Source organism: Streptomyces sp. NBC_00448 (assembly GCF_036014115.1).
Lineage (GTDB): Bacteria > Actinomycetota > Actinomycetes > Streptomycetales > Streptomycetaceae > Actinacidiphila.
The window spans coordinates 989,522-1,004,883 of sequence record NZ_CP107913.1 but is presented as its reverse complement, the minus strand read 5'-3'; the positions used below and the strand labels follow the sequence as shown (position 1 = coordinate 1,004,883).

The window sequence follows — 15,362 nt, the reverse complement described above, 5'->3', positions numbered from 1 at the left end:
AGGCACCCAGCAATCACGGGAGGTACCCGGATATGCGCGCACGGTGAAGAATTCCGGCCCCTTTTCCGGCGGTCGCCCATTACCCGGAGAAACGGCGTTCCGCGCCGCCGTAACAGGGGCTCGGCCCCCGAAGCGCCACCTTCACCGGGCGGGTGCGCGGCGGCCTCGGAGGCCGGGCTCACGGCGGTGGCGAGGGCGCGCCGGCCGGCTCCCCGGCTCCCCTGCTCCCCGGCCGAAGAGGGCCGTTCTTCCGGTTTCGCCGACGCCGGGCGCGGTGGCCTGGGGCGTTGCGCGGACCGCGAGACGCGTTGCGAAACGATCATTGGACACGGGGCGTGTGCTCTCTCCAGGGTGGGAAGCGTCGGCCGGCGAGGCCGCCGCCGGGACTGTGAGGAAGGATCGCCATGGGCGACGAGAGCACCGAGAGCACGGAGCGCGCCGGGACCGAGGGGGAGACCGCGGGGGCGGGCGGGCGCGCCGGCCTGGTCGCCGCGGTGCGCGCGGCGCTCGGACCGGTCGGCGCGGTGCTCCCGGTGTCGTTCACCGGCCTGCCGCCCATCGACGTCCAGCGCGCGGGCGCCGGGCGGCTGGAGCAGGCCGGATACCGCACCGCGTGGACCAACGAGGTGGTCGGCGGCAAGGACGCCCTGGTCCAGGCGTCGATGCTGCTCGCCGCCACCCGGGAGCTGGTGCTCGGCACGAGCATCGCGAACATCTGGGCCCGGTCGCCGCAGACCCTGCACGCGGCCGCGTCCCAACTGGCCGAGGCGTACCCCGGGCGGTTCGTGCTCGGCGTCGGGGGCGGCTACCCGCAGCAGGCGGAGGCCGCCGGCCGCGCCTTCGGCAGCCCGCTGGCCACGATGCGTGACTACCTCGACCGGATGGACGGCCCGACCCAGCCGCCCGCGCCCGCCGCGGACTACCTCCGGATCGTCGGCGCGAACGGGCCGAAGATGCTGGCCCTGGCCGGTGAGGCGTCCGACGGGGCGTTGCCGGTCGGGGTGCCGCCGCAGTACACGGCGTACACCCGGCAGCTGCTCGGCCCGGACAAGCTGCTGGTCGTCGGGATGACCGTGGTGCCGGACCAGGACCGGGAGCGGGCGCGGACGGGGGCCCGGGAGATGGCGGCGGCCCTGCTCGCCCGGCCCTCCTTCGCGGCGATCGCCGCCCAGATCGGCCTCGCGGGACCCGGCGACCGGGAGCCGGACGACGAACTGGTCGACGCGCTCGTCGGCCACGGCGACCCCGACGCGATCGCGGCCACCGCCCGCCGCCACCTCGCCGCCGGCGCGGACCACGTGGTGCTCATGCTCCAGCCCGGCGGGGAGTTCACGGACGGCGTCGCGGCACTGGAGGAGCTGGCGCCGGCCCTGACGGCCCTCGACTGACCCCTGGCGCCCCGGGGCGGTGAGGGCGCGGGGGAGCCGGACGTGGTCTAGCGCCCCAGCGCGGTGAGGGCGGCGGTGGTGGCGTTCGCGATCAGCGGGTCGGCGGACTCGGCGTCGGGGGTGCCGCGGTCGGTCAGCACGCTGATGACGACGGGCGCGCCGTGCGGGGGCCAGAGGACCGCGATGTCGTTGCGGGTGCCGTAGTCCCCGCTGCCCGTCTTGTCGGCGACCTTCCACCCCGAGGGCGCCCCGGCCCGCACGTACGGGCCGCCGGTGGTGTTGCGCACCATCAGGTCGGTGAGCAGCGCGCGGCGGCCGGTCGGCAGCGCGCCGCCGAGCAGCAGGGACCGCAGATCCGTGCCGAGCGCACGGGCGGTGCTGGTGTCGCGGGTGTCCCCGGGCACGGCGTCGTTGAGCGCCGGCTCGGGCCGGTCGACATGGGTGACCGCGTCCCCCATGGCGCGTACCGCCTCCTGCAGCCCGGCGGGGCCGCCGAGCCGGTCGAGCATCAGGTTCTCCGCGGTGTTGTCGCTGTACCGCAGCGCGGCCGCCATGATCGCCCGCAGCGTCATGCCCCTGCCCTGCCCGGCGTGCTTCGACGTGATCGGCGAGTACGGCACCAGGGCCGACGACGGGTACGTGACCACGCGGTCGAGTTCGGCGTCGCCGGCCCGCTTCAGCAGTGTCCCGGCGGCGAGCACCTTGATCGTCGAGCAGTGCGCGAACCGCCGGTCCGCCTGGTACGCGACGCTGCGGCCCGACCCGGTGTCGAGCGCGTACAGGCCGAGGTGGGCGTGGAAGCGGCGCTCCAGCTCCGCGAACGACCGGCGCGCTCCGGCCTCCTGCGCGTCGCCCGCGGAGGAGGTCGCGGCGCCCGAGGGGGCCGCGTGTGCCGCCCGCGGGGTGCCGCCGCTTCCGTCGCCGCACCCCGCGAGGAGCGCGGCGACCGCGGCGAGCACGCCCGCCGCCCGCCAGGTCCGGTGATCCGTGTCGCGCATGCCCACCACTGTGGTCGGGCGCGGGGGCCGGGTCAAAGACGTCACGGCCCCCGCGCCCCCGTGTCACAGCCCGACGTCCCGCAGGCTCATGTCGGCCAGCGACTCCCGGCGTACGAGCACCCGCGCCGCGCCGTCCCTGACCGCGATCACCGGCGGGCGGCCGACCAGGTTGTAGTCCGAGGCCATGGAGAGGTGGTAGGCGCCGGCGGCGGGCACCGCGACGAGGTCGCCCGGGCGGACGTCGCCGGGCAGCGGCACCCGATCGGCGAGGATGTCGCCCGCCTCGCAGTGCCGGCCCACCACCGTGGCCGGGGCCGGCGCCGCGGTGGCGCGGCGCCCGACGAGCCGGGGCGCGTACCGCACCCCGTACAGCGCCGGCCGGGGGTTGTCGCCCATGCCGCCGTCGACGGCCACGAAGGTGCGGCCCGGGGTCCGTTTGACCGACAGCACCCGGTAGACGGCCACCCCGGCCGGGCCGACGATGGCGCGCCCGGGTTCCAGGGTGAGGCGGGGGACGGGCAGCCCCGCCCGCGCGCAGCCGGCCGCGAGTTCGGTACGGACCCGGTCGGCCAGGGCGCGTGGGTCGAGCGGCTGCTCGCCGGGGCGGTAGGCGATGGCGTGGCCGCCGCCGATGTCCAGCCGGCCCAGTTCCAGGCCGTGCCGCCGGTGTATCCGCGCCATCAGCCCGACCATCCGGCGGACCGCGGCGACGTACGGGCCGGCCGCGGGGATCTGCGAGCCGATGTGGCAGTGCAGGCCGACGAGTTCGAGGCGCGGCCGGCCGACGATCCGTTCGACGGCGTGCTGCGCGGAGCCGTCCGTGATCGACAGGCCGAACTTCTGGTCGTCCGTGCCGGTGCGGACCGCGGGGTGGCCGCCGGCCTGGACGCCCGGCGCGACCCGCACCATGACCTGCTGCCGGTCGGTGGGCGGCACGATGGCGGCCAGCCGGGCGATCTCGGACATGCCGTCGAGGACGATCAGCCCGACGCCGAGGCGGACGGCGGTGTGCAGGTCCTCCGGGCTCTTGGCGTTGCCGTGCAGCACGATCCGCTCGGCGGGGACGCCCGCGGCGAAGGCCAGGCCGAGTTCGCCGGCCGAGCACACGTCGAGTCCCAGGCCCTCCTCCGTCACCCACCGGGCGACGGCGCGGCACAGGAACGCCTTCGCCGCGTAGAGGATGTCGGCGTCGGGGAAGGCCGCGCGGTAGGCGCGGCAGCGGTCGCGGACCTCGGCCTCGTCGAGGACGTAGAGCGGGGTGCCGAACCGGTCGGCGGCCTCGACGAGGGAGACCCCGCCGACCGTGATGTCACGATCGCCGCTGCCTTCGTCGCCGGTGCCTTCGCCGCTGGTGGCGGACAGGCGGGTGGAGGCGGGCCACACCGCGGGCGCGGGGGCGCCGGCGGGCGCCGCGGACAGGGTGGCCGGGGGAGAGGCGTGCATGCGGTGCCCCCTCAGCCGATCGCCCGCAGGGCACCGAGGTGCCGCGGGTCCCAGTCGCGCGCCGAGGGCGCGGGAGCGGGCGCGAGCGTGGGAGCAAGTGTGGGCGTGGGCGTGGGTGTCGCGGCCGGGGCATGGGCCGCCGGGGCCGGTGCCGAGAACCGCGGGTCGACGGTCAGGGCCGCGACGCCCAGCGGTTCGGCGAGCGCCCGCAGCGCCGGCGCGGAGAGCCTGATCCAGCTCTGCCCGGCGCCCAGCGCGGCCGACAGCCGCTCCGGGGAGGTGAAGCCGACCGAGGTGCGGGTGCCCAGCGGGGTCCGGAAGAACCGCGCGGTGCAGCCTCCGGGTCCCGGCCGGACGGGGACGAAGAGAGGTCCGGCCGGGAAGGGTTCGCAGGGCTCGGGGTCATCCGGGTGCAAGGTCGCGGCCACAGTTGCCTCCAGGTGCAGTGCGTCGATCGCGTCCGGGCGACGTGCCGTGGACGCCTCGTCGACGCTATGCCCGCCGGCCCGGCGGAACCCCGCCCGCTGACGCGGACTTGACGCCGCGGGCCGCGCCCCTGACGCGACGCTGACGGACCCCCGCGGATCGGACGCGCACCACGTCCCCGCCGGCTCGGGCCGGGGCCGGGCCCCCTCCTCACACGGTCCGGGCGCGGCTTCGACGCCTACGGTCGCAGGCGGTGCCGGATGCCGTCGGCCCTGCCGCGCGGGGCAGCCGTTGCCATGTCGCGGACCCGGTCCGGAACCGCGCGCCGCGGCGCCGTCAGAGCGCGTCGCTGTGGAGCTTGTGGGCGCTGCGCAGCGGCATGTACGGCTCCTGGCCGGCGGGGTGGCCGTCCGCGATGGCGCGCTGCCGGTCGAGTTCGGCGTTGATCTCGGCGCCCAGCAGGATCGCGAGGTTGGACAGCCACAGCCAGACCAGGAAGGTGATGACGGCCCCCAGGCTGCCGTAGACGCGGTCGTAGGAGGCGAAGTGGGCGGCGTACAGCTCGAAGCCGACCGAGGCGACCACCCACACCACGACCGCGACGAGGCCGCCCAGGGTGCCCCAGCGGAAGCGCTGCCGGGCGTTGGGGGCCGCCCAGTACAGCAGCGCGAAGAGCAGGCTGAGCAGGGCCAGCGCCAGGGGCCACCTGCCCCACTGCCACACCGCCGTGGTGGTGTGGCCCGCGCCGAGGTCGGTGCCGACGCGGCCGGCCAGCCTGCCGCTGAGGACGGCCAGCGCGGCGAACACCGCCATCAGCACCAGCACCAGCACGGTGAGGCCGAGCCGCAGCGGGAGGAGGAACGTCAGCGGGCGGCCCTCGGGGACGTCGTAGACGGCGTTCATCGCGCGGATGAACGCGGCGGTGTAGCCGGACGCCGACCACAGCATGGTGAGCAGTCCTACGGTGCCCGCGGCGACGTGCTGCTGCTGGAGGTGGGTGAGCGCGTGGGTGAGCAGGTCGCGGGCGGGGCCGGGGGCGAGGTGGCGGACGTCGCGGATGAGGAGGTTCGTCGCGGAGGGGCCGATCTCGCCGAGCACGGCGATGAACACCAGCAGCGCCGGCACGAGGGACAGCACCGCGTAGTAGGTCATCGCGGCGGCGCGGTCGCCGAGGTTGTCCTCCCGCAGCTCGCCCAGCACCCGGCCCAGCGCCTCCCGCCGGCTGCGGACGTCCAGACCGGTCCGCCCCGACAGGGTCGCCCGTTCCCACAGAGCCGCCCACCGGCCCGGTTCGGCGACTTCCGCAACTTCGGCGACTTCGGCGACTTCCGCCGGCTCGGCGTCCAGGCCGGGCCGGTCCCCCCACGACGAGGTCATGAAACGTGCGCTGCCTTCCTCGCGGTCCCCCCGGCAACGCGCGCGCCAGGACTCCGGGCCGGGCATCCGCACCCGCGAAGTCCCGTTGTCCGGGCGCTCAGACCAGGCGGCAGGGGACTTCCAGGTCCTCCGAGAGGTAGTGGATGGCGCAGACCCGATGGTAGCCGTCGGCGATCACCAGCGGCTGCCCGCGGATCAGCAGTACCGGTGACAGCTTCTCGCCGGTGACCGCCTTCTTCATGTCGTGCGCGACATGCGGGTTCACCGCCGGCAGCAGCTCCAGGCCCGAGGCGCGCAGGATGTCCTTCGCCTTCTTGGAGGTGGTGGTGGCCGCTTGGAGCCGCCGCACGGCCTCCTGGGCCTGCGCGGGCGTGACGAGCAGTTCGAGGAAGTCGACGGCCGCCGGGAAGTCGTGCTCCTCCGGGTCGTTCTTCCAGACCGGATCGGTCATCGTACGGGCTCCGTTCGCGCGTGGCGGTCGATGGTGACCTTGAGGTGCTTCATGATCGGCTGGTCGCTCTGGGTGCTGTGGTCACCGATCGCGCACAGCACGTTCATCTCGGGCATGTAGCCCGCCGCGCAGCCGCGCGGGATGTCGTACGGGATGGCCAGGTAGCCGTCGAGACGGCGGGTGGAGCCGTCCTTGGCGGTGCTGACGATGTCGACCGGGTCGAACTCGGCGAGGCCGCGCTCGCGCATGTCGTCCCGGTTCATGAAGACCAGCGTGCGCAGGTTCCTGATACCCCGGTAGCGGTCGTCGTCGGAGTAGATCGTGGTGTTCCACTGGTCGTGGGAGCGCAGGGTGCCCAGCGCCAGGGTGCCGGGCGCGGGCCGGACGTCGGGCAGCGGTGCGGCCGAGAACTCCGCGCGCCCCGACTCGGTGAGGAAGACCAGCTCCCGGGCGGGCTGCTTGATCCGGAAGCCCAGCGGCAGCCGCACCCGGCGGTTGAAGTCCTCGAAGCCGTCGAGGACTTGGGCCATGGTGTCGCGCACCCGGTCGTAGTCCTCGACGTACCACTCCCACGCGGTGGCGCTGTCCGGCAGAGCGGCGCGGGCCAGGCCGGCGACGATGGCGGACTCGGAGAGCAGGTGCGGCGACGCGGGGCGCTTCATGCCGACCGACAGGTGCACCATGCTCATCGAGTCCTCGACCGACGTGCTCTGCACGCCGCCGGCCTGGTGGTCCTTCTCGGTACGGCCCAGGCACGGCAGGATCAGTGCCTGGCGGCCGTGCACCAGGTGGCTGCGGTTCAGCTTGGTGCTGACCTGGACGGTGAGGTCGCAGCCGCGCAACCCCGCGAAGGTGTACGGGGTGTCGGGCGCGGCCAGGGCGAAGTTGCCGCCCATGCCGACGAAGACCTTGACGTCGCCGCGGTGCATCGCCTCGATGGTGCGGACGGTGTCCAGGCCGTGTGCGCGGGGCGGCTGGATGCCGCAGGCCGCGGCGAGGCGGTCCAGGAACTCGTCGGTGGGGCGGTGGTCGATGCCGCAGGTCCGGTTGCCCTGCACGTTGCTGTGCCCGCGCACCGGCGAGGGCCCGGCGCCCTCCCGCCCCAGGTTCCCGCGCAGCAGGAGGAGGTTGACGATCTCCCGGACGGTGTCTACGCCGTGTTCGTGCTGGGTGACGCCGAGGCACCAGCTGAAGATGCTGCGGTCGGCGTCGCGGTAGACCTGGGCCGCCTTGAGGATGTCGGCGCGCGACAGGCCGCACTGCTCCTCGATCTGGTCCCAGGGGGTCGCCTCGCACAGCGCCCGGTACTCCTCGAAGCCGGTGGTGTGGCGGTCGATGAACTCCGAGTCCAGCGCCTTGGGATCGGACCCGGACTGGGCGAACACCGCCTTGGCCATGCCGCGCAGCAGCGCCATGTCGCCGCCGATGCGCGGCTGGAGGTTCAGGGTGCTGGTCCGGGTGGACTTCATCAGGGCCATGTCCGTGAACTCGTGCGGCACGATGGTGCGAGTGGCGGCCCCCTCCACCAGGGGGTTGATGTGCACGACCTGCGCGCCGCGGCGGTAGGCGTCGGCGAGGGCGGTGAGCATCCGGGGCGCGTTGGAGGCGGCGTTGACGCCCATGATGAACAGCGCGTCCGCGGCCTCCCAGTCCTTCAGGTCCGCGGTTCCCTTGCTGGTGCCCAGCGCGGCCTGCAGCGCGCGGCCGCTGGCCTCGTGGCACATGTTGGAGCAGTCCGGCAGGTTGTTGGTGCCCAGCTCGCGGGCCATCAACTGGTAGAGGAAGGTGGCTTCGTTGCCGAGCCGGCCCGAGGTGTAGTACGCGGCCTGGTTCGGGTCGTCCAACTCCCGCACGGTGCGGCCGAACAGCTCGAAGGCGTCCTTCCAGTGGATCGGGACGTAGTGGTCCGACGCGGGGTCGTAGACCATCGGCTCGGTCAGCCGGCCCTGGTCCTCCAGCGCGAAGTCGCTCCACCGCGACAGCTCCGTCACCGAGTGCGCGGCGAAGAACTCGCGGCCCACCCGCTTGCGGGTCATCTCCCAGGTGACGTGCTTGATGCCGTTCTCGCAGATGTCCAGGTGCAGGCCCTTGACGTCGTCGGGCCAGGCACAGCCGGGACAGTCGAAGCCGCCGTTCTCGTGGTTCATCCGCATGATCGCGCGCGGGCCGTCCACCAGTTCCCGATCGCGCATCAGGACGCGGCTGACGCTGCGGGCCGCGCCCCAGCCGGCGGCCGGGTGGTGGTAGGGGCGGAACGTCGGCGGGTCCTTGGGCGCGGCCCCCACCCGGGGTTCCGGCTGTGGGTCCTCGCCGCCCGCGCCGGCGTCGTTGGAGGGGCTCACGGGGCTCATGGCTGGCATCCTTCCGCCGTCGCGGGCGTCGCAGATCCTCGCCGGGCGCGGCACGGAGTCGTGCCGGGCGCGGCCGGTTCCCGGCGCATTGCACGAAGTTATGCGCGGCCGGCCGTCCACGCCAGGTGACCCGCCACGCGAGTGCGGAGCGTATCCGCGTCCCGCGTTTGCGGGCGGCGCCGATCGGGTGTACCCGGATTCCTTACTTACGCCGAATGGAGTGGGCACGGCGCAATTCCCCTCGGCGTCAGGCATTTTCCCTACGCCGTACGGCAGGGGGGTGGCTCCCGTGTTCCGCCCGGCTTGCGGGCGGCCGGGTATCGCGTTTCAGTGAGGAGTGTCCCTCCATTGGAGGAGTAGCCATGTCGATGTCGTTCGGTCCGGGATTCGGCTCGTCCGATCCCTTCAGCGATCTGCTGAACCGCTTCTTCGGGATGTCGCCCGGCTCGTCGCCGCCGGCGGTGCAGCGGGTCCCGATCGGGAGGCTGCCGAGCGAGTCCGCCCGCGAACTGATCAACTCGGCCGCGCGCAGGGCCGAGGAGGACGACGCCGCGGACCTCGACACCGAGCACCTGCTGCGGGCGGCCACCAAGGTCGATCCGGCGCGGAGCCTGGTCGCCCAGGCGGGGACGGACCCCGACACGCTCGCCCGCAAGATCGCCGAGGCGCTGCCCCGCGGCACCGGCGAGCCGGCCGCCGAACCCGGACTCACCCCGGCTGCCAAGCGCATCCTCAGCGCCGCCTACGCGCACGCGCAGGCGGCCGGGGTGTCCTGCATCGGCCCCGAGCACATCCTCGGCGCGCTGCTGGACGACGCCGACTCCGACGCGGTGCGGCTGCTGCGCTCGCTCGCGTTCGACGTGGACCGGCTGCGCACCGCCTCGGACCGGGCGGCGGGCAGCGCGCAGCCGCCCGCCGGCGGCGGGAAGCCGGCCACGACGCTCGACGAGTACGGGCGGGACCTGACCCATGAGGCCAAGGCGGGCAAGCTCGACCCGGTGGTGGGCCGGGCCGAGGAGATCGAGCAGACCGTGGAGATCCTCTCCCGGCGCTCCAAGAACAACCCCGTCCTGATCAGCGAGCCCGACGTCGGCACGACCGCCCTGGTCGCGCACGGGCACCAGTCGGAGTTCGGCGCCCGCCCGCTGCGGCGCACGATCCAGGCGGAACTCGACAACCGGATCGCGTCCCTGCTGCTCGGCGGCGAGGCGGACCCGGGCGACACCATCGTCGCCGACGTCGAGGACAACTCACTGCACTGCACGGTCCGCCCGAAGCCGGCCGACGCCGGCGACGGCACCGCGGACGACAACGCATCCTGAGAGCGGGGCGAGGCCACCATGGCGCATCACCACAAGTCGAACAAGGCCGTCGAGGGGAACCCGGAGACCGGCCACGGGCGCGGCATGCCCGAACGGCCCGACGAGGCGGAACTCCAGGAGCAGACCGAGGAGGACCGGCGGGAGGTGGGTCTGCCCGCGGACCCCGGCGCCGCACGCACGCGGCCGGAGGAACCCGAGGAGTCCGAGGAGCCTGGGGAGCCCGGTTCCGGCTGACCGGATCGAGTGGAGTACCGGCCGCCCCGGCGGCCTCGGTGGCCCGGCGCGCACACCAGCGCGCCGGGCCACCGGCCGTGCCCGTGGTCGCACGCTCGGGTGTTATCGATGCCAATCACGTTGCCGGGCGCGGTCGTCGGCCGGGCGCGGGCGCCGGGGCCGCGCCATCGCGCGCGCCCGCCGACCGGCGGCGAACGTGGGGGAACGTCGTCAAGTCCCTTGAGCGGCAAGCCGATCGCGGGGGAGCGCAGGCCGCGGGGCCGTAACTTCTGTGTACTCGTGGGGCGGCAGCTCTAGTGTTATCGATGCCAACGGACTAGGGTTCCGGGCAACTTCGCGCACGCCCGCCGTCCGCGCGCGGCCGTCCAGGCCCGCCCGACGGCCCACCCCCCGAGACGAAGGACTGGCATGGCACACCCCCGAAAAAGACTGGCCGTGGCGCTGCTGGCCGCGGCCATGGCCGTGGTCGGCGCCGGCGCGTCAGCCGCCTCGACGGCGACGGCGGCTCCGGCGGCCACCACCGGCTACACGGTCTCCGTCGGGTCGAAGGGCACCTTCGCCTACCCCACCGACACCCCGGCCAGTTCGTACATCGACAAGGACGGCACCTACTACTTCCAGCAGTCCGACGGCGAGTACGGCCCGACCGGGCCGCGGTACTGGGACTTCTTCACCGGCACCGATCTGGAGACCGCGACCCGCTCCAGCGCGATCAGCGACGCGGTGAACCCGGCCAACCCGCAGGACCGCAACAACGACACCACCTGGCGCTGCGACAACAGCCCCACCGGCAAGACGGCCACCAACGCCCCGGCCGGCTCCGGCTACACCCAGCGCAACTTCTGCGACCTGGTGGGCACATGGGTCGACCCGGACACCGGCAACTGGTACGGGCTGGTGCACAACGAGTTCACCCCGCAGCCCTTCGGCGACGGCATCCACTACGACGCGATCGACTACGCGGAGTCCACCGACCAGGGCAGGACGTGGACCATCAAGGGCCACGCGCTGACCTCGCCGTACAGCACCACCCGCGGCGACACCACGGCGTTCCCGCAGCAGAGCTACTACTACGGCGACGGTGACCAGCGGCTGTTCGTCGACACCGCCTCGGGGTACTTCTACGTCTACTACGGCTCCCGCGCGGTGGACAAGAACGGCGGCTGGAAGGCGTTCTACGAGCACGTGGCCCGCGCCCCGATCTCGGCGAAGATGGCGCCCGACTCCTGGCAGAAGTGGTACGACGGCTCCTGGTCGCAGCCCGGCACGGGCGGCAAGGAGAGCAACATCGTGCCGGTCAGCTCGCCCGGTGACACCGGCTACACGGCCCCGTCGGCGGAGTACGACCCGGCCACCCCCGGCACCGTCGAGCAGCAGGTCGCGGCCGGCACCGCGCCGCCCACCTCACCGCTGTTCGTGATGGACGTCTCCTACGACGCCTACCTCGGCCTCTACATCGGCGAGCCGCAGGCGGTCGACCAGAGCGGGAACGCGCCCCAGCAGTTCTACGCCACCGCCGACCTGGCCACGCAGAAGTGGACCCTGCTCGGCGACACCGGCGGGTACACCACCGCGTCGTGGTACCGCTGGATGCTGGACAGCGCCAACAAGACCAGCTCCACCATCGTCGGCAAGACCTTCCGCGCGTACTGCTCCATCGCCTGCGCGGACGGCTCCGACGGGCAGTACGCCGATGTGACGATCGACGCGGCCAAGTCCGCCGCGGCCCCGGTCGTCTCGAACCGGGCCTACACGATCGCGAGCGGCGCCGGACGGGTGCTCACCCAGTCCCGCGGCGCGCACGCCGCCACCGCTCGGCCCGCCGCGGCCCGATCGGCCGCGCAGGCATGGAAGTTCACCGCGAACGGCGACGGCTCCTACCGGATCACCAACGCCGCCACCGGCCAGGCGCTCGGCGTCTCCACCACCTCCACGGCCACCCGCGCCTGGGGGACCAAGCCGACCGTCACCCCGCTCGGCGCCGGCGGACCCACCGTCGGGCAGCAGTGGTTCGTCATCCCCGGCACGTCCGCCCACGGGGCGAAGACCGGCACCTTCCGGCTGGTCAACCGGTACAGCGGCCTGGTACTCGGACTGTCCGCCGACCCCCGGCGCGGCACCGAGACCACCCCGGCCCGCAGTTGGACCGACCACACCGGTAGCGCCGTCGGCGGCAACCGGAGTGCCGCGGAGCAGACCCTCACGCTGACCGCGGCCCGCCGGTAGCACATCAGCACACCCACCCCACCCCCCACCCAGACAAGGGGAACAGACATGGCATCGACAGCGACGACTCTTCGCCGGTGCGCCTTAGTGGGCGCCGCGGCAGCGATGGTGATGGCGGTACCGCAGATGGCGTCGGCCTCGGTCGGCGGCGGCAACGTGGCGGTGAGCTGGTCGATCCCGGGCACCCCCGCGTCCGGGCTGACCAACATCACCTTCCCGTTCACGGTCAACCCCGCGACCGCCCACCAGTCAGGCACCTACTTCGCGCAGCAGTTCGGCTTCACCAACGCCCCCGACGTCGGCTACACCGGCCTGCAGCCGCGTGCCGACAGCGGCGGCCACGAGCGGCTGCACGGCGTCTTCTCCAGCTTCAACGCCGGCACCACCACGTCGGACCCGAACTGCAGCGACGGAGCCGACGGCGGCGCGGGTGTCAGCTGCGCCGTCGAGTTCGACGGGGTGTACGGCCACGAGTACGCGCTCAAGGTGGTCAAGTCCGGCTCCGACACCTGGACCGGGACCGCCACCGACACGGTCACCGGCGTGTCCACGCACATCGGCTCGTACACCCTGCCGGCCGGCAGCGGGAACCTGCAGGGCTCCCAGGGCGGGTTCGTCGAGTACTACGCCGGCATTCCCAGCTGCGCGCAGATGCCCAGGACCGACGCCGTGTTCGGTGGTCCGACCACCACCGACGCGGGCGGTCTGGGCGGCACGTCCAGGGCCGACTACGAGTACAGCGACTGCGTCGGGGAGTCCGGCTACCAGGCCGCCGACGACGGCTCCGGCACGCACATCACCCGCGGCTTCGTCTCGTAGCCGAGCGGTTCCGGAAAAGCCCTGTGGCGGCGACGCGTGAACGCGTCGCCGCCACAGGCGTGCTGAGGGCCGGTCAGGAGCAGGTGACCTGGGCGTCGGCCCAGTCCGCGTGGTCGCTGTCGTTGCCGTCGCCGCCGTCGGTGACGATCAGCTGGACCTGCTGGGCGCCGGTGACGTCGGCGCTGAGCGGCTTGGGTCCGTCGGAGTTCTTCAGCACTCCGCTGTCGGCGACCTGCTTGCCGTCGGCGTTCACCTCGAACTCGACGGTGCCCTTGCCGTTCTTCTCGTCGTCGACGCCGACGGTCGCGGTGACCTTGGAGCAGCCGCCGCCGAGGTAGTAGGTGACGGTGCTCGGCGCGTTGGTGCCCAGTCCCTTGGCGAAGACGGTGCCGCCGATGGTGATCGGGTTGCCGTCGCCGGCCGCGGTCTCACCGTTGCTCTCGTCCTTCTCGACCGGCCCCCACCCGTTGGTGGCGGTGACCCAGTCCAGGTCGCTGAGGTAGCTGGTGCCGGATGGCGGCGGCACCTCGACGGTGACGCTGCCCGCCAGGGGCACGGTGACCTGCTTGCGGCCGAGCGGCTGGTCGTAACTGACCGTGCCGGACAGGGTGTAGGAGCCCGGCTTGGTCCCGGCCGGCACGGTGACCTTCCACGGCGTGCTGAACGTACGGCCCTTGGGCAGCAGCAGGCCGCGGGTGGCGCCGGCGGCCTTCACCGTCCAGCCGGCCGGGCCGTTGAGGGTGACGCCGACCCCGGTGGCGGGCAGCGCGCCGAGGTTGGTGGCGTAGCTGTCGACCGTCGCGCTCTTGCCGGGCTCGATGTGGTCGGGCGCGTGGGAGACGCCGGTGTCGAGCAGCGCCGGGTCGAGCAGGGCGGCCGCGCCGGCGGTGGCGCTGCCGCTCACCCGCAGCAGCACGGTGCCGTGCGCGGGCACGGTCGCGGCCAGGGTGCCGGCGCTGTCGTAGTCGGTGTGGCTCCACAGGTCGCGCACGGCGTAACTGCCGCGCTGCGGCAGGCCGGCGGCCTTGGCGGTGGTGGAGATGTGCTGGGCGGCGTCGGAGGAGTTGAACAGGGCCACGGCCCGGTCGCCGTTCGCCAGCTTCTTGCTCAGGACGTACGCGCCGCCGCTGGAGGAGACCACGGTGGCCGCCGAGCCCAACGGGTCCTGGTTGAGCGCGATGACGTCCTTGTTGCCGAGGATCGCCAGCGTCTCCGGGGTGGCCTTGCGCAGGTCGGTGCCGATGAGCAGCGGCGAGTCCATGACCGACCACAGCGAGAAGTGGCTGCGGTACTCCGTGTCGGTCATCCCGCCGTTGCCGACCTCCAGCATGTCCGGGTCGTTCCAGTGACCCGGTCCCGAGTCGGCGCCCAGCGGCATGTTCGCCTTGGCGATGTTGAGCATGCTCGACCAGGAGTCGTTGATGTCGCCCGTGGTGCGCCAGGAGTTGCCGACGTCGCCGGCCCACTCCCACGGGTTCTGGTCGCCCCACTCGCACAGCGAGTAGACGATCGGGCGGCCGGTCGCCTTGAGCGCGTCGCGCATCGCGGTGTAGCGCTTGACGTAGTCGGCGCGGGTGCCGTCGCTCTGGTTGTTGCAGTTGTCGTACTTGAGGTAGTCCACGCCCCAGTCCGCGAACGACTGCGCGTCGGTGGTCTCGTGGCCGAGGCTGCCCGGGTATCCGGCGCAGGTGGCGGTGCCGGCGTCCTCGTAGATGCCGAGCTTGAGGCCCTTGGAGTGCACGTAGTCGGCGGTGCCCTTGATCCCGTCGGGGAACTTCGCCGGGTCCGGGACGAGCCGTCCGTCGGCGTCGCGGGTGTGCGTCTGCCAGCAGTCGTCGATGTTGACGTAGGTGTAGCCGTCGTCCTTCAGCCCGGAGCTGACCAGGTAGTCGGCGGTCTGCTCGATGAGCTGCTCGCTGACGTTGCAGCCGAAGGCGTTCCAGTCGTTGAAGCCCATCGGCGGCGTCAGCGCGAGGCCGTTGTCGAGTGCGGAGGCGGGCGCCGCGGCGACGGCCACTTCCGCGGTCACGGCCACGGCACCGAGGCCGCCTGCCCACAGCGCGCCGGCGGTCGCACAGGCGATCAGCCTGCGGACGGATCTTGGCATAGAAGTTCCTCTGCTCGCGGTGTCGATGAACCGAACTGAACAGGACCGACCCGGTCGGCCCTTTGAGCGTGCGCAATTGTGCCGATCGTCCGGCTGACGACGGCTGTTGCGCAGACAATTCAACGTAATGAAACAGAGTCGAGCATTTTCTTTCGCGGCCACACCGTAGGAGCCGTGACGCGGCTTTGACAAGAGCCGTGCAGCGGGCAATCAACGCGGC

The 15,362-nt window shown here is 73.1% G+C and carries 12 protein-coding genes; 5 read left to right on the top strand and 7 right to left on the bottom strand.

Annotated features, from left to right (window positions below; translation table 11 throughout):
- Window positions 1-404 precede the first annotated feature (404 nt).
- On the top strand, window positions 405-1,388 hold the full coding sequence (locus OG370_RS04280; protein ID WP_328460743.1) for an LLM class flavin-dependent oxidoreductase: 984 nt from the start codon (window positions 405-407) through the stop codon (window positions 1,386-1,388).
- A 47-nt stretch (window positions 1,389-1,435) separates the two neighbouring features.
- Here the strand turns inward: OG370_RS04280 and bla are convergent, their stop codons facing one another.
- The 6 genes from bla to OG370_RS04250 form a co-directional block, all read right to left on the bottom strand.
- The gene (bla, locus tag OG370_RS04275) at window positions 1,436-2,386 is read right to left on the bottom strand and encodes a class A beta-lactamase (protein WP_328460741.1); all 951 of its coding nucleotides are present in this window, start codon (window positions 2,384-2,386) and stop codon (window positions 1,436-1,438) included.
- Between the two features lie 63 nt (window positions 2,387-2,449).
- Complete coding sequence (gene lysA, locus OG370_RS04270; protein ID WP_328460739.1) at window positions 2,450-3,829, bottom strand: diaminopimelate decarboxylase; 1,380 nt, start codon at window positions 3,827-3,829, stop codon at window positions 2,450-2,452.
- Between the two features lie 11 nt (window positions 3,830-3,840).
- A complete protein-coding gene (locus OG370_RS04265) occupies window positions 3,841-4,257 on the bottom strand; it encodes an SAV_915 family protein (protein WP_328460737.1) in 417 nt (138 codons plus the stop codon).
- Between the two features lie 334 nt (window positions 4,258-4,591).
- The gene (locus OG370_RS04260; protein WP_328460735.1) at window positions 4,592-5,632 is read right to left on the bottom strand and encodes a YihY/virulence factor BrkB family protein; all 1,041 of its coding nucleotides are present in this window, start codon (window positions 5,630-5,632) and stop codon (window positions 4,592-4,594) included.
- A 97-nt stretch (window positions 5,633-5,729) separates the two neighbouring features.
- Window positions 5,730-6,083: a hypothetical protein gene (locus OG370_RS04255; RefSeq protein ID WP_328460733.1), complete on the bottom strand. Its 354-nt coding sequence runs from the start codon at window positions 6,081-6,083 to the stop codon at window positions 5,730-5,732.
- Complete coding sequence (locus OG370_RS04250; RefSeq protein ID WP_328460731.1) at window positions 6,080-8,434, bottom strand: FdhF/YdeP family oxidoreductase; 2,355 nt, start codon at window positions 8,432-8,434, stop codon at window positions 6,080-6,082. Before OG370_RS04250 ends, OG370_RS04255 begins: the two co-directional genes overlap by 4 nt.
- Window positions 8,435-8,796: 362 nt before the next feature.
- Here OG370_RS04250 and OG370_RS04245 point away from each other — a divergent pair, with 362 nt between their 5' ends.
- The 4 genes from OG370_RS04245 to OG370_RS04230 all read left to right on the top strand — a co-directional run bounded on the left by OG370_RS04245 (window position 8,797) and on the right by OG370_RS04230 (window position 13,035).
- Window positions 8,797-9,756 carry a Clp protease N-terminal domain-containing protein gene (locus OG370_RS04245; RefSeq protein ID WP_328460729.1) on the top strand — a complete coding sequence of 320 codons (960 nt, stop codon included), beginning with the start codon at window positions 8,797-8,799 and terminating at the stop codon, window positions 9,754-9,756.
- Between the two features lie 18 nt (window positions 9,757-9,774).
- On the top strand, window positions 9,775-9,990 hold the full coding sequence (locus tag OG370_RS04240) for a hypothetical protein (RefSeq protein ID WP_328460727.1): 216 nt from the start codon (window positions 9,775-9,777) through the stop codon (window positions 9,988-9,990).
- Window positions 9,991-10,398: 408 nt separating this feature from the next.
- Window positions 10,399-12,216 (top strand): RICIN domain-containing protein, encoded by a 1,818-nt coding sequence (locus OG370_RS04235; protein ID WP_328460724.1) that lies wholly within the window; start codon window positions 10,399-10,401, stop codon window positions 12,214-12,216.
- Between the two features lie 87 nt (window positions 12,217-12,303).
- Window positions 12,304-13,035 carry a hypothetical protein gene (locus OG370_RS04230; RefSeq protein ID WP_328460722.1) on the top strand — a complete coding sequence of 244 codons (732 nt, stop codon included), beginning with the start codon at window positions 12,304-12,306 and terminating at the stop codon, window positions 13,033-13,035.
- Between the two features lie 73 nt (window positions 13,036-13,108).
- Here the strand turns inward: OG370_RS04230 and OG370_RS04225 are convergent, their stop codons facing one another.
- A complete protein-coding gene (locus tag OG370_RS04225) occupies window positions 13,109-15,142 on the bottom strand; it encodes an NPCBM/NEW2 domain-containing protein (protein ID WP_328460720.1) in 2,034 nt (677 codons plus the stop codon).
- Between the last annotated feature and the right edge of the window lie 220 nt (window positions 15,143-15,362).